26 protein-coding genes and 1 other annotated feature are annotated in these 24885 nt (G+C 55.1%); of the genes, 14 read left to right on the top strand and 12 right to left on the bottom strand.

Translation table 11 applies throughout. The features are described from left to right. Positions 1 to 127: 127 nt before the first annotated feature. The 5 genes from ymiC to topA form a co-directional block, all read right to left on the bottom strand. Entirely contained in the window at positions 128 to 226 is a 99-nt protein-coding gene (gene ymiC, locus WFN87_RS06995) for a small membrane protein YmiC (protein ID WP_273969969.1), read from the bottom strand. Between the two features lie 158 nt (positions 227 to 384). Next, positions 385 to 555: a hypothetical protein gene (locus tag WFN87_RS06990; protein ID WP_157141453.1), complete on the bottom strand. Its 171-nt coding sequence runs from the start codon at positions 553 to 555 to the stop codon at positions 385 to 387. A gap of 2 nt (positions 556 to 557) precedes the next feature. Then, entirely contained in the window at positions 558 to 686 is a 129-nt protein-coding gene (locus WFN87_RS06985; RefSeq protein WP_008461320.1) for a YmiA family putative membrane protein, read from the bottom strand. A gap of 344 nt (positions 687 to 1030) precedes the next feature. Beyond that, entirely contained in the window at positions 1031 to 2005 is a 975-nt protein-coding gene (gene cysB / locus WFN87_RS06980) for an HTH-type transcriptional regulator CysB (protein ID WP_008461319.1), read from the bottom strand. Between the two features lie 198 nt (positions 2006 to 2203). Then, a complete protein-coding gene (topA, locus tag WFN87_RS06975) occupies positions 2204 to 4801 on the bottom strand; it encodes a type I DNA topoisomerase (protein ID WP_008461318.1) in 2598 nt (865 codons plus the stop codon). Between the two features lie 400 nt (positions 4802 to 5201). Here topA and WFN87_RS06970 point away from each other — a divergent pair, with 400 nt between their 5' ends. After that, entirely contained in the window at positions 5202 to 5453 is a 252-nt protein-coding gene (locus WFN87_RS06970; RefSeq protein ID WP_166863569.1) for a YciN family protein, read from the top strand. A gap of 36 nt (positions 5454 to 5489) precedes the next feature. On the opposite strand, the gene sohB is transcribed toward WFN87_RS06970, so the two are convergent. Next, complete coding sequence (sohB, locus tag WFN87_RS06965) at positions 5490 to 6539, bottom strand: protease SohB (protein ID WP_039303636.1); 1050 nt, start codon at positions 6537 to 6539, stop codon at positions 5490 to 5492. Positions 6540 to 6795: 256 nt separating this feature from the next. On the opposite strand from sohB, the gene WFN87_RS06960 reads away from it, so the two are divergent. Further along, the gene (locus WFN87_RS06960; protein WP_039294082.1) at positions 6796 to 7557 is read left to right on the top strand and encodes a YciK family oxidoreductase; all 762 of its coding nucleotides are present in this window, start codon (positions 6796 to 6798) and stop codon (positions 7555 to 7557) included. After that, entirely contained in the window at positions 7554 to 8144 is a 591-nt protein-coding gene (cobO, locus tag WFN87_RS06955; RefSeq protein ID WP_336982313.1) for a cob(I)yrinic acid a,c-diamide adenosyltransferase, read from the top strand. Before WFN87_RS06960 ends, cobO begins: the two co-directional genes overlap by 4 nt. Before the next feature lie 30 nt (positions 8145 to 8174). Here cobO and rluB read toward each other — a convergent pair whose 3' ends face one another. The 4 genes from rluB to rnm all read right to left on the bottom strand — a co-directional run bounded on the left by rluB (position 8175) and on the right by rnm (position 11601). Continuing rightward, entirely contained in the window at positions 8175 to 9062 is an 888-nt protein-coding gene (rluB, locus tag WFN87_RS06950; protein WP_008461308.1) for a 23S rRNA pseudouridine(2605) synthase RluB, read from the bottom strand. Between the two features lie 190 nt (positions 9063 to 9252). Continuing rightward, entirely contained in the window at positions 9253 to 10074 is an 822-nt protein-coding gene (locus WFN87_RS06945) for a MerR family transcriptional regulator (protein WP_336982314.1), read from the bottom strand. Positions 10075 to 10084: 10 nt separating this feature from the next. Beyond that, positions 10085 to 10705: an L-threonylcarbamoyladenylate synthase gene (locus WFN87_RS06940; RefSeq protein ID WP_008461305.1), complete on the bottom strand. Its 621-nt coding sequence runs from the start codon at positions 10703 to 10705 to the stop codon at positions 10085 to 10087. Beyond that, the gene (gene rnm, locus WFN87_RS06935; protein ID WP_442892758.1) at positions 10702 to 11601 is read right to left on the bottom strand and encodes an RNase RNM; all 900 of its coding nucleotides are present in this window, start codon (positions 11599 to 11601) and stop codon (positions 10702 to 10704) included. The genes WFN87_RS06940 and rnm overlap by 4 nt, the downstream gene beginning before the upstream one ends. A gap of 138 nt (positions 11602 to 11739) precedes the next feature. Next, positions 11740 to 11837 (top strand) — a sequence feature (Trp leader region). A gap of 21 nt (positions 11838 to 11858) precedes the next feature. Here rnm and WFN87_RS06930 point away from each other — a divergent pair. The 6 genes from WFN87_RS06930 to WFN87_RS06905 all read left to right on the top strand — a co-directional run bounded on the left by WFN87_RS06930 (position 11859) and on the right by WFN87_RS06905 (position 19821). Further along, entirely contained in the window at positions 11859 to 13421 is a 1563-nt protein-coding gene (locus WFN87_RS06930; RefSeq protein ID WP_336707314.1) for an anthranilate synthase component 1, read from the top strand. Then, positions 13421 to 15016, top strand: coding sequence for a bifunctional anthranilate synthase glutamate amidotransferase component TrpG/anthranilate phosphoribosyltransferase TrpD (gene trpD, locus WFN87_RS06925; RefSeq protein ID WP_166992071.1), 1596 nt, complete (start codon positions 13421 to 13423; stop codon positions 15014 to 15016). The genes WFN87_RS06930 and trpD overlap by 1 nt, the downstream gene beginning before the upstream one ends. A gap of 4 nt (positions 15017 to 15020) precedes the next feature. Beyond that, a complete protein-coding gene (gene trpCF, locus WFN87_RS06920) occupies positions 15021 to 16382 on the top strand; it encodes a bifunctional indole-3-glycerol-phosphate synthase TrpC/phosphoribosylanthranilate isomerase TrpF (protein ID WP_336982315.1) in 1362 nt (453 codons plus the stop codon). Between the two features lie 12 nt (positions 16383 to 16394). Beyond that, complete coding sequence (gene trpB / locus WFN87_RS06915) at positions 16395 to 17585, top strand: tryptophan synthase subunit beta (RefSeq protein WP_008454293.1); 1191 nt, start codon at positions 16395 to 16397, stop codon at positions 17583 to 17585. Then, positions 17585 to 18391 (top strand): tryptophan synthase subunit alpha, encoded by an 807-nt coding sequence (gene trpA / locus WFN87_RS06910; RefSeq protein WP_336982316.1) that lies wholly within the window; start codon positions 17585 to 17587, stop codon positions 18389 to 18391. The genes trpB and trpA overlap by 1 nt, the downstream gene beginning before the upstream one ends. 368 nt (positions 18392 to 18759) lie before the next feature. Beyond that, a complete protein-coding gene (locus WFN87_RS06905) occupies positions 18760 to 19821 on the top strand; it encodes a hypothetical protein (protein WP_336982317.1) in 1062 nt (353 codons plus the stop codon). Positions 19822 to 19894: 73 nt separating this feature from the next. On the opposite strand, the gene ompW is transcribed toward WFN87_RS06905, so the two are convergent. Next, on the bottom strand, positions 19895 to 20527 hold the full coding sequence (ompW, locus tag WFN87_RS06900) for an outer membrane protein OmpW (RefSeq protein ID WP_336982318.1): 633 nt from the start codon (positions 20525 to 20527) through the stop codon (positions 19895 to 19897). 285 nt (positions 20528 to 20812) lie between these two features. Between ompW and WFN87_RS06895 the strand changes: the two genes are divergently transcribed. From WFN87_RS06895 to yciA, 4 genes are read left to right on the top strand one after another with little or no spacing between them, the layout of a single operon-like run. After that, positions 20813 to 21223 carry a YkgJ family cysteine cluster protein gene (locus WFN87_RS06895; protein ID WP_336707320.1) on the top strand — a complete coding sequence of 137 codons (411 nt, stop codon included), beginning with the start codon at positions 20813 to 20815 and terminating at the stop codon, positions 21221 to 21223. Positions 21224 to 21251: 28 nt separating this feature from the next. Next, positions 21252 to 21995, top strand: coding sequence for a YciC family protein (locus WFN87_RS06890; protein ID WP_166992054.1), 744 nt, complete (start codon positions 21252 to 21254; stop codon positions 21993 to 21995). Between the two features lie 59 nt (positions 21996 to 22054). After that, a complete protein-coding gene (locus tag WFN87_RS06885) occupies positions 22055 to 22591 on the top strand; it encodes a septation protein A (RefSeq protein WP_166873360.1) in 537 nt (178 codons plus the stop codon). Continuing rightward, complete coding sequence (yciA, locus tag WFN87_RS06880; RefSeq protein WP_008454281.1) at positions 22591 to 22986, top strand: acyl-CoA thioester hydrolase YciA; 396 nt, start codon at positions 22591 to 22593, stop codon at positions 22984 to 22986. The genes WFN87_RS06885 and yciA overlap by 1 nt, the downstream gene beginning before the upstream one ends. A gap of 38 nt (positions 22987 to 23024) precedes the next feature. On the opposite strand, the gene WFN87_RS06875 is transcribed toward yciA, so the two are convergent. Further along, a complete protein-coding gene (locus WFN87_RS06875; RefSeq protein WP_336982319.1) occupies positions 23025 to 23951 on the bottom strand; it encodes a LysR family transcriptional regulator in 927 nt (308 codons plus the stop codon). Positions 23952 to 24029: 78 nt separating this feature from the next. Between WFN87_RS06875 and WFN87_RS06870 the strand changes: the two genes are divergently transcribed. Continuing rightward, on the top strand, positions 24030 to 24683 hold the full coding sequence (locus tag WFN87_RS06870; RefSeq protein WP_336982320.1) for an SDR family oxidoreductase: 654 nt from the start codon (positions 24030 to 24032) through the stop codon (positions 24681 to 24683). The last annotated feature ends 202 nt before the right edge of the window (positions 24684 to 24885 follow it).

The following is a 24885-nucleotide window of genomic DNA, read 5'->3' as shown; positions in this document are numbered from 1 at the left end:
TTGATAAATGAGGCGAAGGGAATAAACCGTGAATAAACAAACGCCCCAACGGAATGTCGGGGCGAGAGGCGAATCGGGAGGATTATTCGAAGCAGTAAGACAGCGGCGCTCAGCCACTCAACGAAGATTAATTCGCGAAGACACGCAGCACTTCTACCCAAAACAAGGCAGACAGCGTGAAAGCACCGATCCATGACCAATATTTCACGGCATTGTGATTATTCATAGAGTTAACTCAATGTGACTATATGCAACAAGACTGCTTAATTAAGCAATCACCAAAATGTATTGCTGTGTGTAATTATTAGTGAATAACAGGTTGCCCTGCGGTAAATAAAAAGCACGTTTAATTCCGCAGAAAAAATAAACAATTCAATAACGATTTTATTGTTTTTTGCTATCGTCTTCAGAAAACAAATCAATAAAGGCCTGCTGCTGTTTCGTCAGCGTCCAGCCTTCAGGTGGCGTGCTTCCCTCTTTCTTAACGTCTTTTCGTGGTTTGCCGCTGTTGCGGGCCACAACTTTAGGTGCAGGACCCCTATCCCGAGTAGACATAGCTACCCCCAAAAATGCCAGGCAACCAGCGCCACAACCAGCCAGAACAAGGCTGACACCAAAAACACCGCCATCCATGCCTTACGTTTCAGGGATGGATCCTGCTGCGATTCCTCACTGCCTGAAGACATTGCTAGCCTCATACAATCGACACCACTTATCGTAACGTTTCTAAACAATCGGTATAACTAATCGCCAGTTGGGATTAATCCTAAAGAAACTCTAGCTCAAAAGCCAGAAAAATTGCGCAATAAGCAGGAGAAAAGATTTAATCTTTTGACCTGAAATAAATAATCGAAACGCCAGGTTTGCGCAACCACGAATTATTTACTAGCTGTGTCTCTTAATTGCGACACAATAACCATTAGCAGGATGTGGCTTATTTACGGGAATGGGAATAGACGAAGAAATGCGTTTAATTCTTGTTTAATAATGACTCGGGTATCTTCGGATGTGCCGAAGATACCCTGGGGAATTATTTGGCGGGTAATTTTATATCTTTAAACATCGCTTCAATATCTTCGTTCGAGCGTAATGCCACGGCGGTATCCACCACGTCACGGGTTAAATGTGGCGCAAAACGCTGAATAAAATCATACATATAACTGCGCAGGAAAGTGCTACGACGGAAACCTATTTTCGTCGTGCTGTGGCTAAATACGCCCTGGGCTTCGATACGGACTAAATCCGGGTCTGAAATCGGATCTACCGCCATGCTAGCAATGACCCCTACTCCGAGTCCCAGGCGAACATAGGTTTTAATCACATCGGCATCGGTGGCGGTAAAGACGATTCGCGGCGTTAACCCTGCGCGGTTAAAAGCAGTGTCCAACTCGGAACGGCCGGTAAAACCAAAGGTGTAGGTGACCAGCGGATACTGCGCCAACTCTTCGATGCTAACCGACTCTTTCGAAGCCAATGGGTGATCGGGCGTAACCACAATGGAGCGGTTCCAGTGGTAGCAAGGCAGCATCACCAGGTCATCGTAAAGATGAAGCGCTTCGGTGGCGATAGCAAAATCGGCATTGCCTTTGGAAACCGCCTCTGCAATCTGCGTCGGCGAGCCCTGATGCATATGCAGTGAAACCCGAGGATAACGCTCAATAAAGCCTTTAATCACGCCAGGCAGCGCATAACGGGCCTGTGTGTGGGTTGTCGCCACATAGAGCGAGCCTTTGTCAGGCCAGGTGTGTTCTCCGGCAACGGATTTGATGGCGTCGACTTTCGACAGCACTTCACGGGCGATACGGATAATTTCCTGCCCCGCTGGCGTAACCTGGGTCAGGTGTTTTCCGCTTCGGGCAAATATTTGTATTCCCAGTTCGTCTTCCAGCATACGAACTTGCTTACTGATCCCCGGCTGAGAGGTATAGAGCCCTTCCGCCGTCGAGGAGACATTAAGATTGTGGTTTACGACTTCAACGATATAACGCAGCTGCTGTAATTTCATAGCTTACCGTCCAGGGTCAAAGGCCCCGGCGCAATGGGCGGGGTTAAGACGCAGAAAAAACGAAAATTGACATTGCTTTACTCACTATATCAGTTATAGCTACTTTGTATAGATGGGATAAAAAGATAATAAACGAGTTATATAAGGCGCCATAAAAAAACCGGAGACAGGCTCCGGTTTTCACAGGTTCAGGCAGAATTATTTCTTACCAACGACCCATTTGCCGTCAACGAAGAAGGCTGACCAGCCGGTCGCTTTACCGTCTTTATCAGAAGCCACGTACTGCTGCTTCGTTTTACGACTAAAGCGAACGAACGCTTTATTCCCCTCTGGATCTTCCTGAGGAGCGTCGGCCAGATAGCGCAGCTTCTCCGGCAGGCGATCGCGGAAGCGATGCAGCTCTTCAACCAGCGGGGCGCGCGTTTCACGAGATTTCGGGAACGTGTTCGCGGCCAGGAAGACGCCAGCGGCGCCATCACGCAGCACGAAATACGCGTCAGACTTCTCACACGGCAACTCTGGCAGCGGCACCGGATCTTCCTTCGGTGGCGCTACTTCGCCGTTACGCAGGATCTTACGGGTATTTTTACACTCGTCATTAGTACAAGCCATGTACTTGCCAAAACGCCCCATTTTCAGGTGCATTTCGGAGCCACATTTCTCACACTCAACGATTGGGCCGTCATACCCCTTGATGCGGAATTCACCCTCTTCGATTTCGTAGCCGTCACAGGTCGGGTTATTGCCACACACGTGCAGCTTACGCTTCGGATCGATAAGGTAGCTGTCCATCGCCGTGCCGCACTTCTGGCAGCGACGCTTGGCACGCAGGGCGTTAGTTTCCGCATCGTCACCTTCCAGCACGTTAAGAACTTCGTTCTCCGGCACCAGGTTGATGGTGGTTTTGCAGCGCTCTTTCGGCGGTAACGCATAGCCAGAACAGCCGAGGAACACGCCGGTACTCGCGGTACGGATCCCCATTTTACGGCCGCAGGTTGGGCAGTCGATGCTGGTCAGAACCATCTGGTTCGGACGCATACCGCCTTCTTCCGGATCCTGCTCCGCTTTCTCAAGCTGGCCGCTAAAATCAGTGAAGAAGTTGTCCAGCACGCCTTTCCACTCGGCCTGGTTATTGGCCACCTGGTCAAGACTGTTTTCCATTTGCGCCGTGAAGTCGTAATTCATCAGCTCGCGGAAGTTCTCTTCCAGGCGATCGGTGACAATTTCACCCATTTTTTCGGCGTAGAAACGGCGGTTCTCAACGCGCACGTAGCCACGATCCTGAATGGTTGAAATGATAGAGGCGTAGGTGGACGGGCGGCCAATTCCGCGTTTTTCCAGCTCTTTCACCAGCGACGCTTCGCTGAAACGCGCGGGCGGCTTGGTAAAGTGCTGGGCTGGAAGCAGTTCAACCAGCGTCAAAGATTCGCCCGGATTCACCGCCGGTAAGGTGCGATCTTCATCCCCCTTGCGCAGCGCAGGCATCACTTTCGTCCAGCCATCAAAGCGCAGCGTGCGGCCACGCGCCTTCAGACGGTACTCACCGGCTTCCACCGTCAGCGTGGTGGAGTCGTATTTCGCTGGCGTCATCTGGCAGGCGACGAACTGGCGCCAGATCAGCTGATAAAGCTTCTGGGCATCCGCCTCCATGTCTTTTAACGCTTCCGCCTGCACGGCCACGTCAGAAGGACGAATCGCTTCGTGCGCTTCCTGAGAGTTATCCTTGCTGGCGTATTGATTGGCATCCGCCGGCAGGTATTTCTTACCGAAGTTTTCTTCGATGTAGCCGCGTACCATGCTCACCGCGTCCTGGCTCAGGTTAGTAGAGTCAGTACGCATATAGGTAATGTGGCCCGCTTCGTAAAGACGCTGCGCCATCATCATGGTTTTCTTCACGCCGAAGCCAAGGCGGGTGCTGGCAGCCTGCTGCAGTGTGGAAGTGATGAACGGCGCCCCCGGTTTGCTGCTGGTCGGCTTGTCTTCACGATCCAGAACGGTGTAACGCGCTTTTTCAAGCAGGCTAACGGCCGCCATGGTCTGCTCGCGGTTAACCGGACGGAACGGTTTGTCTTTATGGTGACTCACCTGTACCGGCAGCGCATCGCCCTTCGGCGTCGACAGGTTGGCATCGATTTCCCAATACTCTTCCGGGACGAACGCTTTAATTTCGCGTTCACGCTCAACCACCAGGCGAACGGCCACGGACTGAACGCGCCCGGCAGACAGGCCACGCGCAATTTTTTTCCACAGCAGCGGAGACACCATATAGCCCACAACGCGGTCCATAAAACGGCGCGCCTGCTGGGCATTCACACGGTCAATATTCAGTTCACCGGGCTTTTCAAACGCCTGACGAATCGCATTCTTGGTGATTTCATTAAACACCACGCGGCTGTAGCGGGTGTCGTCGCCACCGATAACTTCCCGCAGGTGCCAGGCAATGGCTTCCCCTTCGCGGTCAAGGTCGGTTGCGAGATAGATGTGGTCTGCTTTTTCTGCCAGTGATTTCAGCTCGGAGACCACTTTCTCCTTGCCAGGCAGCACTTCGTAATGAGCATCCCAGTCATGCCAGGGATCGACACCCATACGGTTGACGAGCGCTCCGCGTTCATCCTTTTTGACCTTTTTGGCCCCTTTGGCGGCGGTAGAGTCAGCGCTCTTCTTGGTGGTTGATCCACTGGTCGGCAAATCACGGATATGACCGACGCTGGACTTCACCACGTAGTCGTTTCCGAGATATTTGTTGATCGTTTTGGCTTTTGCCGGGGACTCAACGATAACGAGAGCTTTACCCATTTTCACCTTTACCTATTTAATTCTTCCAGGAATACGTCGCAAATTTTCACCTTCCACTGGCGACGCGCTTTTTTATATTGCGGCAGCGTAGAAGGAGATCAACTCTTTTTTTCAATAACCTGCAACACCCACGGCTCACTCGTCGGGTATTGAAGGCCTAAAGTCTCAAACAAGTGGCATAGCACGACGGAAGTTTGGTCGAATGTCAAGCAATTCTGTTGCCAGATTTGCGAAAGCGTCACACTCTACCTGATAAAATATGTTACGCAACTTTATTAGCATGCAATACCGGATCCCGCCAGCACGGTTAACTTTTTTAAGGCCACAGGGTTTACAGGGAAAATTTGCCCTTTTCCCTCAAGCGGACGTAAACTAGCGCCAGTTTTTTAAGGAGAACATCATGCAAGAGACAACTCAGCCTATTGACCGCGAATCCCTCCTCGCAGAGGCGAACAAAATCATTCGTGAACATGAGGATTTCCTGCACGGAATGGAAGCCACCGGCGTGGAGCAAAAAAACGGCGTGCTGGTCTTTAGTGGAGAATACTTCCTGGACGAACAAGGTTTGCCCACGCCGAAGAGTACGGCGGTGTTTAATATGTTTAAACACTTGGCCCACGTCCTGTCAGAAAAGTATTCGCTGCAGGGCTAAACGAAAAGCGAGGCTTAAACGCCTCGCTTTTTTGCTTTACAGCAGTGGTTTTTCACCACGCTGCCACCAGCGTAAGAGCAGGCGATCTAAGCTGTTCGCCGCGCTACCGGTGAAACGGTCCATCACTTTTTTGCGCTGCAAATAACGTACATTAATAGCGTCAAAATCTTTCATCATCCCCAGCAGCAGATCGTCGCTGGTCGCCACGTCATCAACCAGACCTTTTTCTTTCGCCTGGGTACCGTACCAGTGCTCGCCCGTAGCCACTGATTCGATATCAAGGCCCGGACGCATGCTGCTGACAAACTGTTTGAACAGGTGATGCGTTTCGTTGAGATCTTCCCTGAACTTCTCACGCCCCTGCTCAGTGTTCTCACCCAGCAGGGTCAGCGTGCGCTTGTACTGCCCCGCGGTGTGCAGCTCCACGTCGATGTCATTGCGCTTAAGCAGGCGATGGAAGTTAGGGATTTGCGCGACAACGCCAATCGAGCCGATGATCGAGAAGGGCGCGGCCACAATGCGCTGGGCCACACACGCCATCATATAGCCGCCGCTGGCCGCCACTTTATCCACCGCAATGGTTAAAGGCACGGCTTTGTCCCGCAAGCGCTGGAGCTGTGATGCCGCTAGCCCGTAGCCATGAACTACTCCGCCAGGACTTTCCAGCCGCAGCAAAACTTCATCCTTGGGTTTAACTACCGATAGCACGGCGGTAATTTCTTCACGGAGCGAGCTGACTTCGTGGGCATCCATGCTGCCTTTAAAGTCGAGGACGTAAAGCGTCGGCTTGCCTGAACTGGCCTTTTCGCCACGTTTAGCCCGCGCCTTTGCCTGCTTCGCTTCGAGCTTAAGCTTTTTCTTTTCTTCTTTAAGCCACAGCTTCTGCTGATGCGGGTCGAGCATAGCGACCTGCATCTCCTGCTGTACATCCTGATACTGCTCGCTCAGATTCGTCAGCCTTAGTTCACCCCGGCCCTGTTTCTTACGTTGCGCAACGTTCACCAGGATAAGTGCAACGGCACCAATTGCCACCACGATGGTCACCGCTTTAGCCAAAAAAAGTCCATAGTCAGCAATCAGATCCACATTTACCGCCTTTATCACCAAGCATTGTTAATCTCCGCAGTGTACCCGAGCGGGCACACGTTCGTCTGTAAGTAACTATAAAGGCAGCACGAGGGCATCCTTAAAAGATTTGGCTCGGGGAAATTTTTGCAAAATGTTAATCCTTAGCATTGTCTCCGGCTGACTGATTGAAATACGCCCGTCTTTAAGGCATAAAGCCAGGTAACTTAACGAGAAATAAGACGTGAGCATATTGCATCACGCGAGGAGTAAAACCGTGCACTATCAGCCGCAAGATAATTTACTTAAAAATCGCATTATTTTAGTGACCGGTGCCAGCGATGGCATCGGCCGCGTCGCCGCACTCACCTATGCCAGATTTGGTGCTTCGGTGATTTTGCTGGGGCGCAATGAGCAAAAGCTCCGCGCCGTCGCCGGTGAGATCCAGTCTCACGGTTTGCTCCCTGCGCACTGGTTCACGCTCGATCTGGCTACCGCCACGTCGGCAGATTGCCATGCGCTGGCTAACAAGCTAAGTGCGCTGGTTCCTCGCCTCGATGGCGTCCTGCATAATGCCGGTATTCTTGGCGATGTCGTGTCGATGGACAAGCAGGATCCCGACACCTGGCAGGCCGTCATGCAGGTGAACGTCAATGCGACCTTTTTCCTGACTCAGGCTTTGCTTCCTTTATTACTTAAATCCGAATCTGGCTCTCTGGTGTTCACCACCTCAAGCGTGGGTCGCCAGGGCCGCGCTGGCTGGGGCGCTTACGCCGCATCGAAGTTTGCGACGGAAGGCATGATGCAGGTGCTGGCGGAGGAGTATAAGCAGCACAACCTGCGCGTAAACTGCATCAACCCAGGCGGTACTCGCACCGCAATGCGCGCCAGCGCCTTCCCCACGGAAGATCCGGCTAAACTGAAAACGCCCCGGGATTTAATGCCGCTTTATCTCTGGCTAATGGGCGACGACAGCCGCCGTAAGACCGGCATGAGTTTTGATGCCCAGCCTAACCGTAAACCGGGGATTTCAGAATGAGCGAAGAGCGTTATCAGCAGCGCCAACAGCGCCAGAAAGAAAAGGTTGATGCGCGCATTGCAGAAGCCCAGCAGGAGCGCGGGATCCTGATAGTCTTCACCGGTAACGGGAAAGGTAAAACAACCGCCGCATTCGGCACCGCTACCCGCGCCGTAGGCCACGGCCAAAAAGTCGGCGTCATTCAATTTATCAAGGGCCAGTGGCCGAACGGCGAACGTAATCTGCTGGAGCCACACGGGGTTGAGTTTCAGGTGATGGCGACAGGCTTTACCTGGGAAACGCAAAACCGGGAAACGGATACCGCCGCCTGTCTTGCGGTGTGGGAGCACGGCAAACGAATGCTGGCAGACGCCACGCTGGATATGGTGATCCTCGACGAGCTGACCTACATGGTGGCCTATGATTATCTGCCGCTGGAAGACGTCTTAAGCGCGCTGGCTAACCGCCCGGCGAATCAGACAGTGATTGTGACTGGCCGCGGGTGCCACCGCGATATTCTGGAGATGGCCGACACGGTGAGCGAACTCCGCCCGGTTAAGCATGCGTTTGACGCCGGGGTGAAGGCGCAGATGGGTATTGATTACTAATAAAAAACCCCTCAAAAGAGGGGTTAAGATTTAGCTGCCGCTGCCGTTATTACGGCTGCTGCTGGCGCGGCGGTTACCGCCGGTCACCTGGGTGTGACGCTTCACGGCACGACGAATCTGGTTCGCTTTCATGCGGCGGCGATCTTTTTCTACCGCCACTTTACTGCTGGTTTCTTCCGGCAGTTCCACCAGCGTACGCAGGTAGTTTGTCTGCGCCAGATCAAGCTCGGTATAGCCCCCGCGCGGAAGGCCTTTCGGTAGCTTAATGTCACCGTAACGCACGCGAATAAGGCGGCTCACCTGAACACCGACAGCTTCCCACAGGCGACGAACCTCACGGTTACGGCCTTCGGTCAGGGTCACGTTATACCACTGGTTAATGCCTTCCCCGCCGGTGAACTTGATGGTTTTGAACGCCGCCGGGCCATCTTCAAGCTGCACGCCACGAGACAGTTGTCTTACTTTGTCGTCATCCACCTGGCCAAACACGCGTACGGAGTATTCACGCTCCACTTCACGGCTTGGGTGCATCAGGCGATTTGCCAGTTCCCCGTCGGTGGTGAACAGCAGTAAACCACAGGTATTCACGTCCAGACGCCCAACGGCAATCCAACGTGCACCGCGCAGCTTTGGTAAACGGTCAAAAACGGTTGGGCGCCCTTCCGGGTCGCTGCGGGTACAGAGCTCACCTTCCGGCTTGTAATAGGCCAGCACGCGGCAGATCTGTTCCGCTGATTCACGGATGGAGATCAAATGACCATCGATGCGGATTTTAAGCGACTGGGTAATTTCAACGCGATCGCCCAGCGTGGCAATTTTACCGTCAACGCTTACGCGGCCTGCAGAGATAATGGTTTCAATCTCACGACGGGAACCATGGCCAGCGCGAGCCAGCACTTTTTGTAACTTTTCGCTCATTGAGCTTCCTCGGGTGTCGCCTTCACAGGCGTCTCAGATACTTTGAAATCAAAAGGCATGGGCCTGATGAAGTATAAATACGAATTTGAATGGCTGCCCGGCAATGCAGGAAAACCGCTGACAGCATCGTGGCCGCACATACTACACGAATTTTAACGTAAATGGAGTGAAAACCCGTTTCCAGATTTGCTCACCGCTGGCTCTGAGTATCCAGCAGTGCAGCTTGCTCGCCGGAAGCACAATTGCGCGGAGTAGCCACATTTTTATTTCCTCTGGCGGCCTCACTGCCTCCCAGAAAAACAGGAATTCCGCTCTTCAGCCAGCGGTGATACTGTGCCTGTTGGTTAGCATCCAGCGCCTTATCGGCCCAAATCATAATGTGGTCCGCATGAATACGGCTAAGATCCGGGCAGGGAATGCCGCGGTCAAGGACCTCAACGCAAAAACCGTCGCTGGCAAAACGGATCCCTTCCAGCCAAAGCTCGACGGGATCTTTTAGCGACAGCGCCAGAATAAACAGACTGCCGCCCGGGCGCTTACGCCCGCTGGCCAGGACGAACGTCGCATATTCAATCAGCGCCGTATCAAGCAATGCGCTATTCATCGCCTGTTCCTGCTGTGCATCAGCGTTAAGCCATAGTCTCAGCGGGCGGATAACCTCATCAATAAAAATAACGGGCGGGACTTCGCGGCCATAGCGCCAGATAAGCGCCCTCAACTTCGCCGGCTGCATCGCCTCACACTGCGCCAGCAGGGCTTCCTGAACGTCGAGCCATCTGAAAGGCGGAGACATTTTCTCGCCTTTCAGCAGCGCCAGCATATCCGACAGAGCTACCCCTTTCTCAAGCCAGCCAACAATCGCGGCGACCTGCGAACAGTGGGTAAAATCAAAAAAACGGTGCCCGTTCTCATCCACCTGCGGCTTGATCAACCCATAACGCTGCCAGCTACGAATATTGGCGGGCGTCACGCCGCATTGAGAAGCCAGAACATCAATGTTAAATCGGGCCATAGCGATTTCCTTACAGGAAAGGTTTAACGTCCCCGACGCCCTCGCGCATAACAACCGGCGCGTCTTCAGTCAGATCGATAACCGTGGTGGGCTGCTGCCCCAGATAGCCGCCGTGGATAACCAGATCCACCACTTTCTCGAGGCGATCTTTGATCTCTTCAGGATCGGACTCGGTAAACTCGCTACCCGGTAGCATCAGCGAAGTCGACAGCATCGGCTCATTCAGCACTTCAAGGAGCGCCAGCGCAATCGGATTTGACGGCACGCGCAAACCGATAGTTTTACGTTTTTCCTGCAGCAGGCGACGGGGAACCTCTTTGGTGCCCTTCAGGATAAAGGTGTAATTCCCCGGCGTGTTGTTTTTAATCAGACGGAATGCCACGTTGTCGACGAAGGCGTATGTCGACAGCTCCGACAGATCCCGACACATCAGGGTAAAGTTGTGGCCGTCAGGGAGCTGACGAATGCGGCAAATGCGCTCCATGGCGCCCTTATCTTCAATCTTGCAGCCCAGCGCATAGCCGGAATCGGTAGGGTAAACAATGACCCCGCCTTTACGAATAATATCGACGGCCTGATTAATCAGGCGCGGCTGCGGGTTATCCGGGTGGATATAAAAAAACTGACTCATACTGCCCTCTCTTTAGCGATGCGGCTCTGCTCCCAGTGCTGCCAGACGGGCTCAACGCCCGCCGGTAGCCACAGCTTACGGCCCAGTTCAATCCACGCGCAGGGTAGATGAAAATCAGACCCCTGCGACGCCAGCAGATTAAACTGCTTAGCGTAGCTCGCAAGCTGTGTACGTTCGTTGGGAGCCTGCTGGCACTGCGCAACTTCCATGGCATCGCCACCGTGTTCGGCAAAGTGCGCCAGCAGTCGTTTTAGCCATTTTGCGGTCAGGCCGTAGCGCCCTGGATGCGCCAGCACCGCCTGCCCGCCAGAATGATGAATCACATCAATAGCTTGTTCTATTGTACACCACTGGGGCGGAACGTATCCGGTTTTCCCCTTAGCCAGATACTTTTTGAAAACATCGCCCATATTGCTGGCTTTGCCCTGCTCGACCAGAAAACGAGCGAAATGCCCGCGGGTAATTGCCCCGCTGCCTGCGTGACGCATTGCCCCTTCCAGCGCACCGGGAATACGCGCTTTATCCAGACGTTCGGCAATCATTACGGCGCGCTGGCTGCGGCGTTCACTTTGCTGTTCAAGAAAAAGCTTCAGCGCCGGGTGCTGTTCATCAATACCCAGGCCAACGATATGGATTTCGTGATTTTCCCAGACGGTGGAGATTTCAACGCCGCTAATTAACTGTAGCGGTAAATTCAGGCGCTGGATTTCAGCCCTTGCGGCAGGCAGACCCGCCACGGTGTCATGATCGGTAATGGCAAGTACCGTGACGCGCATATCTACGGCGCGATTAACCAAAGCTTCAGGAGACAACAGGCCGTCCGAGGCGGTAGTGTGGCTGTGTAAATCGTGGATCGTGGCCAGGGTGGGCTCGCTCAAAATGGCTCCAGAATGGATAAACAGAAATTTAGCGGCCCATGATAACGATAATCGGCTATTTTAAAAAATCAGTATTGACAATACAGCCGCGAACCAGTTTACTAGTACGAAAGTTCACATGACGAGGTATCTGAAATGAAAGCGATGAATTCCCTGCACGGTTGGTGGCGTACTCCCTGAACTCGGGCGGTGCGATCGCGTACGCTGTTTAACAGCACAGATACCAGGCCCGCCAACGATGCGGGCTTTTTTTTGAACAAAATTTGAGAACTAAAATGCAAACACAAAAACCGGCACTTGAACTCCTGAGCAGCGAAGCTGCCTACCGTGAAAACCCAACGGCCCTTTTCCACCAGCTGTGCGGTGCGCGCCCTGCGACGCTGCTGCTGGAGTCCGCAGACATCGACAGCAAAGACGACTTAAAAAGCCTGCTGCTGGTCGATAGCGCCATGCGCATTACGGCCTTAGGTGACACCGTCACCTTACAGGCCTTGTCTGCTAACGGCGCTTCCCTGCTGCCTCTGCTGGATGCCGCCCTGCCGGCTGGTGTCGAAAACGAGCACTTCCCGGATGGCCGCACCCTTCGCTTCCCAACGGTCAGCACGTTATTAGATGAAGACGCGCGCCTGTGCTCGCTGTCGGTCTTTGACGCATTCCGCATTATGCAGGAACTGGTGAGCGTGCCCGCGGATGAACGCCATGCGATGTTCTTCGGCGGTCTGTTTGCCTACGACCTGGTGGCCGGTTTTGAGGACCTGCCGCAGCTTAAACAGGACAACCGCTGCCCGGACTACTGCTTCTACCTGGCCGAAACCTTATTGACCATCGATCATCAGAAAAAACAAACCCGCATTCAGGCCAGCCTCTTTACGCCTTCCGTGAGCGAAAAACAACGCCTGCAGAAACGCACCGAACAGCTGCGCCAGCAAATCAGTGAAGAGCCTGCTGCCCTGCCGGTGCAGAAAGTTGAGAACATGAGCTGCGATGTCAATCAGACAGACGAAGAGTTCGGGGCAGTTGTGCGCCAGATGCAAAAAGCCATTCGCATCGGTGAAATTTTCCAGGTTGTGCCGTCCCGCCGCTTCTCGCTGCCTTGCCCGTCACCGCTGGCGGCTTATCAGACGCTGAAGAAGAGCAACCCAAGCCCGTACATGTTCTTTATGCAGGACAACGATTTCACACTGTTCGGCGCTTCCCCGGAAAGCTCGCTCAAATACGATGCGACGAATCGCCAGATTGAGATCTACCCGATTGCCGGCACCCGCCCTCGTGGCCGCCGCGCCGACGGATCCTTGGATCGAGACCTGGACAGCCGCATCGAGCTGGAAATGCGTACCGACCATAAAGAACTCTCAGAACACCTGATGCTGGTTGACCTGGCGCGGAACGATCTTGCCCGCATTTGTACGCCGGGCAGCCGCTACGTGGCGGATTTAACCAAAGTCGACCGCTACTCCTTCGTGATGCATCTGGTTTCCCGTGTTGTCGGCGAGCTGCGTCACGACCTGGACGTGCTGCACGCCTACCGCGCCTGTATGAATATGGGCACCCTGAGCGGCGCGCCGAAAGTGCGTGCGATGCAGCTGATTGCCGGGGCCGAAGGCGTTCGTCGCGGCAGCTACGGCGGCGCGGTGGGTTACTTCACCGCCCACGGCGACCTCGATACCTGCATCGTCATCCGCTCAGCCTACGTCGAAGACGGCATAGCCACCGTGCAGGCCGGCGCTGGCGTTGTCCTTGATTCAGACCCGCAGTCCGAAGCCGACGAAACCCGCAACAAAGCCCGCGCTGTTTTGCGCGCCATTGCTACCGCGCATCACGCCCAGGAGATTTTCTAATGGCTGACATTCTGCTGCTCGATAATATCGACTCATTCACCTATAACCTGGCGGACCAGCTGCGCGCGAACGGCCACAACGTGGTGATTTACCGTAACCACGTCCCGGCACAAACGCTGATCGAACGCCTGGCCACCATGGATAACCCGGTGCTGATGCTGTCCCCTGGGCCAGGTGCCCCAAGCGAAGCGGGCTGCATGCCGGAATTACTGACACGAATGCGCGGTAAACTGCCGATTATTGGCATTTGCCTCGGCCACCAGGCCATTGTGGAGGCTTACGGCGGCTACGTCGGCCAGGCGGGCGAAATCCTGCACGGCAAAGCCTCTTCTATCTCCCATGACGGCGAAGCGATGTTTGCCGGGCTGCCTAACCCGCTGCCGGTGGCGCGCTATCACTCCCTGGTGGGCAGCAACATCCCTGCCGGCCTGACCATCAACGCGCATTTCGACGGCATGGTGATGGCGGTTCGCCACGAGGCTGACCGGGTTGTGGGCTTCCAGTTCCACCCGGAATCCATTCTCACCAGCCACGGCGCTCGCCTGCTGGAGCAGACCCTCGACTGGGCGCTGCAGAAGCTGAAGCAGGCCAATACGCTGCAGCCGATCCTCGACAAGCTTTATCAGGCGCAAACCCTGAGCCGCGAAGAGAGCCACCAGCTGTTTTCCGCCATCGTTCGCGGTGAGCTGAAGCCAGAACAGCTGGCGGCCGCGCTGGTCAGCATGAAGGTGCGCGGTGAACACCCGAACGAAATTGCCGGCGCCGCATCTGCCCTGCTTGAGCACGCCGCGCCGTTCCCAAGCCCGAGCTACGAGTTTGCCGATATCGTCGGCACCGGCGGCGACGGCAGCAACAGCATTAACATCTCCACCGCCAGCGCCTTTGTTGCCGCCGCGGTCGGGCTAAAGGTCGCCAAACACGGCAACCGCAGCGTTTCCAGCCGTTCGGGTTCCTCCGATCTGCTGGCAGCGTTTGGCATCAACCTGGAAATGAACGCGGATGCTTCCCGTAAAGCGCTGGACGAGCTGGGCGTTTGCTTCCTGTTTGCGCCTAAGTACCACACCGGTTTCCGCCACGCGATGCCGGTTCGCCAGCAGTTGAAAACGCGCACCCTGTTCAATGTTTTGGGGCCACTGATTAACCCGGCGCATCCGCCGCTGGCGCTGATCGGCGTCTACAGCCCGGAACTGGTGCTGCCGATTGCTGAAACCCTGCGCGTCCTCGGCTATAAACGCGCAGCTGTGGTTCACAGCGGCGGCATGGATGAAGTGTCGCTCCATGCGCCGACGCTGGTCGCCGAACTGAATCAGGGTGAAATCAAAAGCTACCAGCTGACCGCCGCCGATTTCGACCTTCCGGCCTATCACCAGGAAGCACTGGCGGGCGGCACGCCGGAAGAAAACCGTGACATTCTGACTCGCCTGCTACAAGGTAAAGGTGAGACCGCGCACGAGTCTGCCGTCGCGGCTAACGTTGCGATGCTGATGCGATTGCACGGCCATGAAGACTTGAAGGCTAACGCCAAAAAAGTGCTGGATGTATTGCGCAGCGGGGCCGCATATGACCGCGTCACCGCGCTCGCAGGAAGAGGATAAGGGAATGCAGGAGACCGTTTTAAACCGTATCGTGGCTGACAAAGCGCTGTGGGTCGAAGCCCGCAAACAGCAGCAGCCACTGGCGAGCTTCCAGAATGAGATTGTGCCCGCCACGCGGAACTTCTATGACGCGCTGCAGGGGGCCCGCACCGTCTTTATTCTTGAATGCAAAAAGGCATCCCCGTCCAAAGGGACGATCCGCGATGACTTCGACCCGGCTCATATCGCCGGTGTTTATAAGCATTATGCCTCTGCCGTGTCGGTGCTGACCGACGAGAAATACTTCCAGGGCAGCTTCGATTTTCTGCCGATCGTCAGCGGCATTGTCAGCCAGCCGGTGCTGTGCAAAGACTTTATTATCGACGCCTACCAGATTCATCTGGCGCGCTTTTACCAGGCGGACGCCTGCCTGCTGATGCTCTCGGTGCTGGACGATGAACAGTATCGCCAACTGGCCGCCGTGGCCCACAGCCTGAACATGGGCGTGCTGACCGAAGTTAGCAACGAAGAAGAACTGGAGCGCGCCATCGCGCTCGGGGCCAAAGTGGTCGGCATCAACAACCGCGACCTGCGCGATCTGTCCATTGACATGGACCGCACTCGCCAGTTGGCCCCGCGTCTGACCCACGGCGTCACGGTAATTAGCGAATCGGGCATTAATCATTACGCTCAGGTTCGTGAACTCAGCCACTTCGCCAACGGATTCCTGATTGGCTCCGCGCTGATGAGCGAGGATGACCTGAACGCCGCGGTACGCCGCGTGTTGCTGGGTGAAAACAAAGTTTGCGGCCTGACGCGGGGGGAAGATGCTCGTGCGGCTCAGGAAGCCGGAGCTATTTACGGTGGCCTGATCTTCGTCCCGACTTCGCCGCGTTTTGTCAGCGATGAGAAAGCCGCTGCAGTCATTGCCTCCGCCCCGCTTCGCTACGTGGGTGTATTCAGAAATACGCCGGTAACAGAAGTTGTGCAGAAAGTAGAGACGTTCTCACTGAGCGCAGTTCAGCTTCACGGCGCTGAAACCCAGGCATACATTACTGAGCTGCGAGCGCTGCTGCCGGAGAAAACACAAATCTGGAAAGCGTTGAGCGTAGCCGACACGCTTCCTGAGCGGAATCTGCAGCACGTTGACAAATACGTGTTCGATAACGGCCAGGGCGGCACCGGGCAAAGCTTTGACTGGCGACTGTTAGCCGGACAAAAGCTGGACAACGTGATTCTGGCGGGCGGCCTCGGAGCGGATAACTGCGTGGAAGCGGCTAAAGCCGGCTGCGCGGGACTGGATTTCAACTCTGGCGTGGAAAGTGCGCCGGGAATAAAAGATGCTAACAAGCTGGCTGCGGTCTTCCGGACCCTGCGGGCTTACTAAGGAAGAGATACCATGACTTTACTGAACCCTTATTTTGGTGAATTTGGCGGGATGTACGTGCCGCAGATCCTGATGCCTGCTTTGCGCCAGCTCGAAGAAGCTTTCGTGGCGGCGCAAAGCGATGCTGAGTTCCAGGCGGAGTTTACCGATCTGCTGAAGAACTACGCGGGCCGCCCAACGGCGCTGACCAAATGCAAAAACCTTACGGCTGGTACCAACACCACGCTGTATCTCAAACGTGAAGATCTGCTTCACGGCGGCGCGCACAAAACTAACCAGGTGCTGGGCCAGGCGCTGCTTGCCAAGCGTATGGGCAAAACCGAAATCATCGCCGAAACCGGCGCGGGTCAGCACGGCGTAGCTTCTGCCCTCGCCAGCGCCCTGCTCGGCCTGAAATGCCGTATTTATATGGGAGCCAAAGACGTCGAGCGCCAGTCGCCAAACGTCTTCCGTATGCGCCTGATGGGGGCCGAAGTCATTCCGGTGCACAGCGGCTCATCCACCCTGAAAGATGCCTGTAACGAGGCGCTGCGCGACTGGTCTGCAAGCTATGAAACCGCGCACTACATGCTCGGCACCGCCGCAGGTCCGCACCCGTTCCCGACCATCGTGCGTGAATTCCAGCGCATGATCGGCGAAGAAACCAAAGCGCAGATTCTGGAAAAAGAAGGTCGCCTGCCTGACGCGGTAATCGCCTGCGTGGGCGGTGGTTCCAACGCCATCGGCATGTTTGCCGACTTTATCGATGAAACCAGCGTGGGCCTGATTGGCGTTGAGCCAGCCGGGCACGGGATTGAAACCGGCGAACACGGGGCGCCGCTGAAGCACGGCCGCGTGGGGATCTACTTCGGCATGAAGTCGCCGATGATGCAAACCGACGAAGGGCAAATTGAAGAGTCGTACTCTATTTCTGCCGGGCTGGACTTCCCGTCCGTGGGGCCGCAGCACGCGTACCTGAACAGCACTGGCCGCGCCGATTACGTCTCCATTACCGATGACGAAGCGCTGGATGCCTTTAAAGCGCTGTGCCGCAGCGAAGGGATTATTCCTGCGCTGGAGTCTTCTCACGCCCTCGCCCATGCGTTGAAAATGATGCGCGAGAACCCTGAAAAAGAGCAGCTGTTGGTAGTGAACCTCTCTGGCCGCGGCGACAAAGACATCTTCACCGTCCACGATATTCTGAAAGCACGAGGGGAAATGTAATGGAACGTTATCATCATCTGTTTGAACAGCTGCAGGCCCGCAAGGAAGGCGCATTCGTTCCCTTCGTGACGCTGGGCGACCCAACCCCTGAGCTTTCGCTGAAAATTATTGATGCACTGATTGAGGGCGGCGCGGACGCGCTCGAGCTGGGCATTCCGTTCTCCGATCCGCTGGCGGATGGCCCAACCATCCAGGGCGCGGCGCTGCGGGCTTTCGCCTCTGACGTGACGCCAACCCAGTGCTTTGAAATGCTGGCGACGATCCGCCAAAAATACCCGGAGATCCCGATTGGTCTGCTGATGTATGCCAACCTGGTCTTTAACCGTGGCATCGACGAATTTTATGCGCTGTGCGCCAAAGTGGGCGTGGATTCTGTGTTGGTTGCCGACGTGCCGGTGGAAGAGTCCGCTGAATTCCGCCATGCCGCAATGCGCCACAACGTCGCGCCTATTTTCATCTGCCCGCCAAACGCCGACGAAACGCTGCTGCGCGAAATTTCGGCTCATGGCCGGGGTTACACTTACCTGCTTTCCCGTGCAGGCGTTACCGGCACCGAAACGCGCGCTCAGCTTCCGCTGCATCATTTAATTGAGAAACTGGGTGAGTATCAGGCCGCGCCGCCTCTGCAAGGCTTTGGTATTTCCGAACCGTCTCAGGTACGCGATGCCATTGCCGCCGGTGCTGCAGGCGCGATTTCAGGCTCTGCGGTGGTGAAAATCATCGAAAAGAACCTGGCACAGCCTGAAGTAATGCTCAGCGAACTGAAACAGTTCGTGCAGAACATGAAAGCCGCCACGCGCGGGTAAGTAGAATGTAAGGGGTACGCCAGAAGTATCTTAAATATCAGGCATAGTGGTTTTATATAATTATTGATTACTCATTATTTTCAATATGATGGCCGCTATGCCTGCGCCTTTCTCCAGACCATTTTCATCCTCCCCGCCTTCTTTTAGCGGCTGACAGCAAAAACCGCATGCATTGCGACTTTACTCTTTGTATTTTATCGCCTCTGGGAAACGAGGATCGCAGGAAGACGACCCTAAAGCAGTCACCCCTCTTTTGTCGGGTTGGCACTCACACCAAAAAATTTGGAGCGGAAAGCACGTTCTGACGCTGGCGACAGTCAGCGATAAGAATAAAAACATTTTGCTATGCATACACAGGATCGCACATCGTGCCTGACACCACTCTTTTCTCGCAGATTTCCAGAACCACAACCGGCTTTGCTTTCGTATTATTCTCTTTCACGCTCGGCTTACCTAAGGCATTTGCCCAGGCACTCCCCCGCATAGTCGTGCCCGTTCATGCCAAACTGATGGCCAACGATGGCCTGCGTTATAGCGTGACGCTGACCATTGGCGGTAAACCGGTGGAAACCATGCTCGATACCGGTTCGGTCGGCCTCCGCGTGATGCCGGGCGTACTCAACGTCGACAATGTAGAGCGGCTCAACAAGCCTGAACACGTGCAATATTCCAGCGGCGTGCAGCTGGATGGTGAGCTTGTCAGGACGCAGGTCGGGTTTGAGGGCGTGAACATACCAACCGTCATTCAGCTGGTTGAATCCGCCCAGTGCAATGCCATCCGGCCACATTGCATTGCCTCCAAAGCGCCTATCGATCAATTTCGTATGGGCGGCGACCCCGTTAGCGCTGGCTACAAAGCTATTCTTGGGATCGGCATGACCCGTAACAATGCGCCTAATCCCCTGTTAGCACTGGGTGAGCGCTGGATAGTGATTCTCCCTCGCCCGCACGACAGCGAGCCCGGTAAGCTGATTATTAACCCGCTGAATGCCGAAACCAGCGGGTTCAGACAAATCGCATTATCGGCTCAGCCGCCAAAACCGGGGGATACACATCACTACTGGAAAGATAGCGAGATCGATGGCTGCCTGGAACGGCTTGATACCGGGGAAAAAGTCTGCGGGAAAAACATCATTGATAGCGGCTCCGAAGGCTTTATTTACTTCAGCGCCGATCCGCAGGCACAGGACAAATGCCCAGAGGGCACGCCCGTGCATTACACGCTCAGGCTGGCCGATGGCAGCCTGTTTGGCCAGCACTTTAAGGTCGCTAACGACGGCGGACGCTACATCCATCACATCGTCAATCTGACCAAACACAGCCTGAACACCATCAACGGCGGGATTATCACCTATTTTGATAACTCTGTTTTATACGATCAAACTGCCGGAACGATTGGATTAAAGGCACGGCATTGGTATCGGGAGTGATAGCCATTAATCCCTTCCGGGAGGAATAAACCTCACCGGGCTGGCCCGTTGAAGGCCAGCCCGATCACAGCCTTTAGAAGCGGTAGCCCGCAGAGAACATAAACACCCACGGGTCGATGCGCGTCTTGATGCTCTGCTGGTCTTCCCCGGCTTTAAATTTCACCGTGGTGTCGATGTCCATATACCAGACGGACATGTTCAGCAGCCAGTCTTCGTTCACCAGATAATCCAGCCCGACCTGACCCGCAGCGCCCCACGAATCTTTCACTTTCAGATCGCTCAGGCCCGCGCTTTTGCCGGTGTCGTTGAAGCTTGCATCAAAGAAAGTGGTGTAGTTTACGCCGACGCCCACGTAAGGCCGCACTTTGCTACCCGCATCGCCAAAGTACCACTGCGCCATCAGCGTAGGTGGCAGCTGGCGCACGGTGGCAAGATCGCCGGTTGGCCCAAGCCCGACCTTGTGACGGAACGGCGTCGCCGCCAGCAGCTCAATCCCGATGTTATCGGTGACCATATAGTCGAAGGTCAGCCCCAGCTGCGTATTGTTATCAACTTTAAAGCCGCCCATTTTGAGCACGTCATCCGAGCCCGCGGTGGGTCGAACCGTCGCGGTCCCCGCACGCATAAAGAATTCCCCCGCCTGATGCGCCGACGCCGCACCGGACAGACATCCCATCGCCAGTAATGCCAGTGTGAGTTTTTTCATAGCCCTTCCCTTGTTATGGTTTTTAACAGCGGGCTGAATATACTCAGAAAGAAGTACAAAGTGATCTAACACCGATCACACTTTATCCTCTAATTTAACATTCAATGATCTGGATTAATTTTTGGTAGCGCAGTGAAAAACAACAAACCTAAACCAGATCAACTTTGTTAATAATCACATCCTGAAAATTCTTCCCCATCCACCCCTTGTAAAAACCCCTGACTTGGCTAATTTGGGTGTTCTCCTCAACCGTTGAAACGTGAAATCAGAAGTTGCAGGTGCAAGATGAGCGATAACCCTTGTATGACTTGTGGTGCCTGTTGTGCTTACTTTCGTGTCTCTTTCTACTGGGCTGAAGCCGACGACGCCGGCGGCCTGGTCCCTTCGCATTTAACCGAGCCGGTTACCCCTTTTCTGCGCTGCATGAGCGGCACTAACCAGCGCAACAGCCGCTGCGTAGCGCTGGAGGGCGAACCAGGTCAGCGGGTCAGATGCAGCATTTATGAAAATCGTCCTTCGCCGTGCCGCGAGTTTGCGATGTCCGGGGAAGACGGCGTCACCAACGATGCCTGCAACCGGGCACGAGCCCGCTACGGCCTGGTGCCCCTGTACGGAACTGACGCTATTCAACCGCTTATAGAAAGTCTTTGTGGTGCCACGGCAGCCTCATCCAGGGTACAATTGCCCCCAGATTGATAACCGTTAGCAACATCAAGGAGAGTGCATGTCTATCACGGCAGGTTCCGTATACCGTGACACGGGGAATTTTTTGCGTAATCAGTTTGTTACCATATTGCTGATTGCGTTACTTTGCGCCTTAATTTCGGTGATTATTGGCCGTGCGTTCTCGCCCAGCGAAGAACAAATGGCGATTCTGAGTGAGGGAGATAACCTGGCGGGCAGCGTCGGGCTGTTTGATTTAGTGCAGAATATGTCGCTGGAACAGCAGCAAGTGTTACTGAAAGCGTCTGCAGCCTCCACGTTTTCGGGCCTGATTGGCAACGCTATTCTGGCGGCCAGCATGATGGTGCTGATGCAAATCGTTTCTGCAGGCCAGCGCGTAAGCGCCCTGCGCGCGATTGGTGCCTCTGCGCCCGTGCTGCCAAAAATGTTCATTCTGATCTTCCTGACCACGTTGCTGGTGCAAATCGGGATCATGCTTGTGGTTGTGCCCGGCGTGCTGCTGGCTATCCTGCTTTCGCTTGCGCCGGTAATGCTGGTGCAGGATAAAATCGGGATTTTCCGCTCTATGCGCAGCAGCCTGCGCCTGGTGTGGGCCAACATGCGCCTTGTTGCCCCTGCGGTCGTCGGCTGGCTGGCGGCCAAAACGGCGTTACTGCTGCTGGCATCCAGCTTTGCTGCGCTGTCGCCGGAAGCCGGGGCCGTGATTGCGAATACCATAAGCAACCTGATTTCAGCCGTGCTGCTGATCTACTTATTCCGCCTGTACATGTTGATACGTCAATAACCTTCCCCGACTCCTGACCGCGCGTTATAGTCAGGAGTCACCTCTTTACGGAACAGATTATGAAGCAGTTTCTCGACTTCCTGCCCCTGATTGTCTTCTTTGCTTTTTATAAGATGTACGACATTTTTGTCGGCACCTGGGCGCTGATCATCGCCACCGCCCTCGCCCTGGTTTACAGCTGGGTGAAGTACCGCAAGGTGGAAAAGACCACGCTGGTCACCTTCGTGATGGTTGCCGTGTTTGGCGGCCTGACCATTTACTTCCACAATGCCGAATTTATTAAGTGGAAAGTCACGCTGATTTACGGCCTGTTCGCCGCGGCGCTGCTGGTGATGCAGTTCGGCATGAACAAGCTGCTGATTCAGAGCATGCTGGGCAAAGAAATCACTTTGCCAACCGAGGTGTGGACTCGCCTGAATATCGCCTGGGCGCTGTTCTTCATCGCCTGTGGTTTATTGAATATTTACGTGGCGTTCTGGCTCCCGGAAAGCATCTGGATTAACTTTAAAGTGTTCGGGCTGACCGCCATCACGCTGGTCTTTACCCTGCTGAGCGGCGTCTACATCTACCGTCATATGCCAAAGGAAGAGCAGTAATGCCGAACGAATTACCGCAAGGTGAATTAGTGCTGCGCACCCTGGCGATGCCAGCGGACACCAACGCCAACGGCGATATTTTTGGCGGCTGGCTGATGTCGCAGATGGACATGGGCGGCGCCATTCAGGCCAAAGAAATCGCTCATGGCCGCGTGGTGACCGTGCGTGTGGACGGCATGACCTTCCTGAAACCGGTGGCGGTGGGAGACGTAGTGTGCTGTTACGCCCGCTGCGTTAAGCGCGGGACAACGTCCATCACCATCAACGTGGAAGTCTGGGTGAAAAAAGTCTCTTCCGAGCCTATCGGCCAGCGCTACAAAGCCACCGAGGCGATATTTATCTATGTCGCCGTGGATAAAGAAGGCAAGCCTCGCGCGATACCTCAAGCCGAGTAACACTCCTGCCCGGTTACGCCGGGCAGTTTATTTTCCCCTCACGCGACCGACCGCTTTTCCCCCATTTCCTGCAGAAGATAATCAATAAACAGGCGCGTTTTGGCCGGAATCAATCTACCCGGCGGCATAATTCCGTAGACGCCGCCCCGATTCTGGCCTTTCCAGGCCGGTAACACCCGAACCAGCTGCCCGTGGGCAAGCTCAGTCGTGATAAGCCAGTCTGGCACCAGGGCAATCCCCAACCCATCCACCGCCGCCTGCAACAGGGCTTCTGAATTGTCCGTCTGCAGCGGGCCCTTAATTCTCACGGTGGCTTTGCTGTCACCGTTCACCAGAATCCAGTCTGGCCAGCTGGCATGACTCACCAGCCCCAGGCAATGATGCCCGCTGAGGTCTGCGGGGGAAGCGATCTCGCGCTGTGCCAGCCAGGCCGGGGAAGCGACAAGCTGGTATTCAAACTGCCCCAGCGTGCGGGCAATCAACGCGCTGTCGGTCAGACGCCCGACGCGGATGGCCACATCGTAGCCCTCGGCCACCAGATCCACCAGCCTGTCGGTAAACCTGACGTCCAGGTGAATGCCGGGATACTGGGCTAAAAAGGCCGACAGTTTGGGGGTAATCCAGCGTCGGCCAAAGGTCAGCGGCAGAGAGATTTTAAGGTTTCCAACCGGGGCAGCCGTGAATTCACTGACTTCCAGCTGAGCATTGCGTAACTCATCCAGGATGCCCCGCACGCGGCGGTAAAAAAGCTCCCCGGCCTCAGTCAGCACAACATGACGCGTGGAACGAGCCAACAGCCGGGTGCCCAACCGGGATTCAAGATGCTGAATTCTTCTGGATATCACGGTAGCGTTACGGTCCATCACGCGCGCGGCTCCGGCAAAACCGTTGTTTTCCACCACCGCAGCAAAGGCGGCCAGCTCGTCAATTTTAAGATGCTCGCTGAATTCCTGCATATTTTGCATTAAGCAATTGCTCCAGTGATGAATTATCTACATTTATGCAGATGATACAGTGCTCGCGAACTTATTGAGGAGTAAATGATGAAAACTTTTCTTAGCATTGGGGCCGGGCCGGGGATCGGCTATGCCACGGCGGAACGCTTCGCCCGTGAAGGTTTTGTGGTGATTTTAGCCGCAAGGAATGCATCGAAACTTGGCGAACTTGCGGCGCGCCTCGCCAGCAAAGGCTTCCAGGCGTACGCTAAGGTTGTCGATGCCGCCGATGCCAATGCCGTTGCAGCTTTAATACAGGAGACTGAGACCGAATTCGGCACCCTCGGCGTGGTGCACTACAACGCGGCACATCTGCACCCGGGATCAGTGCTCGACCAGCAGATCGCCACCTTTAACACCGACCTTGCGGTCAATATCGGCGGGGCGCTGGCTGCCTCCCAGGCCGCATTGAAAACTATGTTTGCCCGCGGACGTGGCGCCCTGTTGTTCACCGGTGGCGGCTGGGGAGTGCACCCTAACCCGGAATTCATTTCGATCAGCATTGGCAAAGCAGGCGTTCGCGCCCTGACGCTGGGGCTTTTCCCGTATGCCAGATCGCATGGCGTGCACGTGGGGTCCGTCACGGTAGCGGCGCTGATTGAGCCGGACTCCGCCGAGGCCACCGGCGTGGCCGATACGTTCTGGGCGCTGTACCAGCAGCCCGAAGCCGAATGGGTGGCAGAGATGACGTTTAGCGGATGAAGTTTTAGCCGGGTTTCACATCCACGAAGCGATTTTTATCTGCGTGGATGTGAATAGCTTCGCCCGTTATCTTAAAGGGATTAATGCCAGAGAAGCCCCCGGCTAGCGGGTTTTCTCTGTCGGCCTGAGCGTATGTTACCCATTCAACTCTCACAGCCACAGCTTGCCCGTATGGCCTGTTGTTTCAGCGTATTAATTCAAC

The organism is Cedecea sp. AS113 (genome assembly GCF_037152415.1).
Classification (GTDB): domain Bacteria; phylum Pseudomonadota; class Gammaproteobacteria; order Enterobacterales; family Enterobacteriaceae; genus Cedecea.
The sequence above is the reverse complement of the archived record's forward strand: the minus strand, read 5'-3'. Positions and strand labels throughout refer to the sequence as shown.

Bases quoted from the DNA above. Each gene is read 5' to 3' on its own strand.
- ymiC (WP_273969969.1), bottom strand. From the start codon at position 226: ATGAATAATCACAATGCCGTGAAATATTGGTCATGGATCGGTGCTTTC.
- WFN87_RS06990 (WP_157141453.1), bottom strand. From the start codon at position 555: ATGTCTACTCGGGATAGGGGTCCTGCACCTAAAGTTGTGGCCCGCAAC.
- WFN87_RS06985 (WP_008461320.1), bottom strand. From the start codon at position 686: ATGTCTTCAGGCAGTGAGGAATCGCAGCAGGATCCATCCCTGAAACGT.
- cysB (WP_008461319.1), bottom strand. From the start codon at position 2,005: ATGAAATTACAGCAGCTGCGTTATATCGTTGAAGTCGTAAACCACAAT.
- topA (WP_008461318.1), bottom strand. From the start codon at position 4,801: ATGGGTAAAGCTCTCGTTATCGTTGAGTCCCCGGCAAAAGCCAAAACG.
- WFN87_RS06970 (WP_166863569.1), top strand. From the start codon at position 5,202: ATGCAAGAGACAACTCAGCCTATTGACCGCGAATCCCTCCTCGCAGAG.
- cobO (WP_336982313.1), top strand. From the start codon at position 7,554: ATGAGCGAAGAGCGTTATCAGCAGCGCCAACAGCGCCAGAAAGAAAAG.
- rluB (WP_008461308.1), bottom strand. From the start codon at position 9,062: ATGAGCGAAAAGTTACAAAAAGTGCTGGCTCGCGCTGGCCATGGTTCC.
- WFN87_RS06945 (WP_336982314.1), bottom strand. From the start codon at position 10,074: ATGGCCCGATTTAACATTGATGTTCTGGCTTCTCAATGCGGCGTGACG.
- WFN87_RS06940 (WP_008461305.1), bottom strand. From the start codon at position 10,705: ATGAGTCAGTTTTTTTATATCCACCCGGATAACCCGCAGCCGCGCCTG.
- WFN87_RS06930 (WP_336707314.1), top strand. From the start codon at position 11,859: ATGCAAACACAAAAACCGGCACTTGAACTCCTGAGCAGCGAAGCTGCC.
- trpD (WP_166992071.1), top strand. From the start codon at position 13,421: ATGGCTGACATTCTGCTGCTCGATAATATCGACTCATTCACCTATAAC.
- trpCF (WP_336982315.1), top strand. From the start codon at position 15,021: ATGCAGGAGACCGTTTTAAACCGTATCGTGGCTGACAAAGCGCTGTGG.
- trpB (WP_008454293.1), top strand. From the start codon at position 16,395: ATGACTTTACTGAACCCTTATTTTGGTGAATTTGGCGGGATGTACGTG.
- trpA (WP_336982316.1), top strand. From the start codon at position 17,585: ATGGAACGTTATCATCATCTGTTTGAACAGCTGCAGGCCCGCAAGGAA.
- ompW (WP_336982318.1), bottom strand. From the start codon at position 20,527: ATGAAAAAACTCACACTGGCATTACTGGCGATGGGATGTCTGTCCGGT.
- WFN87_RS06895 (WP_336707320.1), top strand. From the start codon at position 20,813: ATGAGCGATAACCCTTGTATGACTTGTGGTGCCTGTTGTGCTTACTTT.
- WFN87_RS06890 (WP_166992054.1), top strand. From the start codon at position 21,252: ATGTCTATCACGGCAGGTTCCGTATACCGTGACACGGGGAATTTTTTG.
- WFN87_RS06885 (WP_166873360.1), top strand. From the start codon at position 22,055: ATGAAGCAGTTTCTCGACTTCCTGCCCCTGATTGTCTTCTTTGCTTTT.
- yciA (WP_008454281.1), top strand. From the start codon at position 22,591: ATGCCGAACGAATTACCGCAAGGTGAATTAGTGCTGCGCACCCTGGCG.
- WFN87_RS06875 (WP_336982319.1), bottom strand. From the start codon at position 23,951: ATGCAAAATATGCAGGAATTCAGCGAGCATCTTAAAATTGACGAGCTG.
- WFN87_RS06870 (WP_336982320.1), top strand. From the start codon at position 24,030: ATGAAAACTTTTCTTAGCATTGGGGCCGGGCCGGGGATCGGCTATGCC.